This is a genomic window from Microcystis sp. LE19-131.1A (assembly GCF_027532015.1).
Classification (GTDB): Bacteria; Cyanobacteriota; Cyanobacteriia; order Cyanobacteriales; family Microcystaceae; genus Microcystis; species Microcystis ichthyoblabe_A.
Window position 1 is genome coordinate 1 of the sequence record NZ_JAPZSS010000186.1, and the last position, 1374, is coordinate 1374.

At 46.5% G+C, this 1374-nt stretch carries 1 protein-coding gene; it reads right to left on the minus strand.

What is annotated here, in order from left to right; translation table 11 throughout:
- Positions 1-1356: hypothetical protein (locus tag O9323_RS14390; RefSeq protein WP_288125323.1), on the minus strand; the 1356-nt coding region annotated here is incomplete at its 3' end.
- Positions 1357-1374: the final 18 nt, after the last annotated feature.

Genomic DNA, 1374 nt, shown 5'->3' on the forward strand with positions numbered 1-1374 from the left:
CACAACTGTATCCGTAGCGGTACAACCTGAAGCGGTATGGGTAGCGGTTACGGTGTAAGTAGTAGTCTCGGTTGGGTTAGCGGTTGGGTTAGCAATCGTTGCGTCTGACAATCCGGTAGCAGGTGTCCAAGCATACGTTACGCCAGCAACCGCAGTTGCTCCTATTGCTAAACCTGCTGGGTTGATAGTACACGTTTTTGTGAAATCAGCTCCTGCATTGGCAACTGGTAAAGTAGTATCAACGGTTACCACAACTGTATCCGTAGCGGTACAACCTGAAGCGGTATGGGTAGCGGTTACAGTGTAAGTAGTAGTCTCGGTTGGATTAGCGGTTGGGTTAGAAACTGTTGCATCTGACAATCCTGTAACAGGTGTCCAAGCATACGTTACACCTGCAACGGCGGTTGAGCCAATTACTAAACCTGTTGGATTAGTTACACATGTTTTTGTAAAATCAGCTCCTGCACTGGCAATTGGTAAAGTAGTATCAACTGTCACCAAAATTGTATCAGTAGCGGTACAACCAGAGGCGGTATTGGTAGCTGTTACGGTGTAAGTAGTTGTTGCGGTTGGATTTGCGGTTGGATTTGCAATCGTAGCATCTGACAATCCTGTAACAGGTGTCCAAGCATACGTTACTCCTGCAACGGCTGTTGCGCCTATTGCTTTTCCACTTGCATTTGTTACACATGTTTTTGTGAAATCAGTTCCTGCATTGGCAACTGGTGCAGTAGTATCAACTGTTACCAAAATTGTATCAGTAGCGGTACAACCTGAAGCGGTATGGGTAGCAGTTACGGTGTAAATAGTAGTTGCGGTTGGATTTGCGGTTGGGTTAGCCACTGTTGCTTCTGACAATCCTGTGGTTGGACTCCAAGCATAGGTTACCCCCGCAACGGCTGTTGCTCCTATTGCTAAACCTATTGAATTAGTTACACATGTTTTTGTGAAATCAGTTCCTGCGCTGGCAACTGGAGTAGTTAAATCAACTGTTACTATAACCGTATCAGTAGCCATACAACCTGTAGCGGTATTGGTAGCTGTTACCGTGTAAGTAGTCGTTTCGGTTGGGTTTGCGGTTGGGTTGGAAACCGTAGCACTAGACAATCCTGTAGCAGGTGTCCAAGCATACGTTACGCCTGAAACTGCTGTTGCTCCAATTGCTAAACCTGCTGTGTTGACAATACACGTTTTTGTGAAATCAGCTCCTGCATTGGCAACTGGAATAGTTAAATCAACGGTTACCACAACTGTATCCGTAGCGGTACAACCTGAAGCGGTATGGGTAGCGGTTACGGTGTAAGTAGTAGTCTCGGTTGGGTTAGCGGTTGGGTTAGCAATCGTTGCGTCTGACAATCCGGTAGCAGGTGTCCA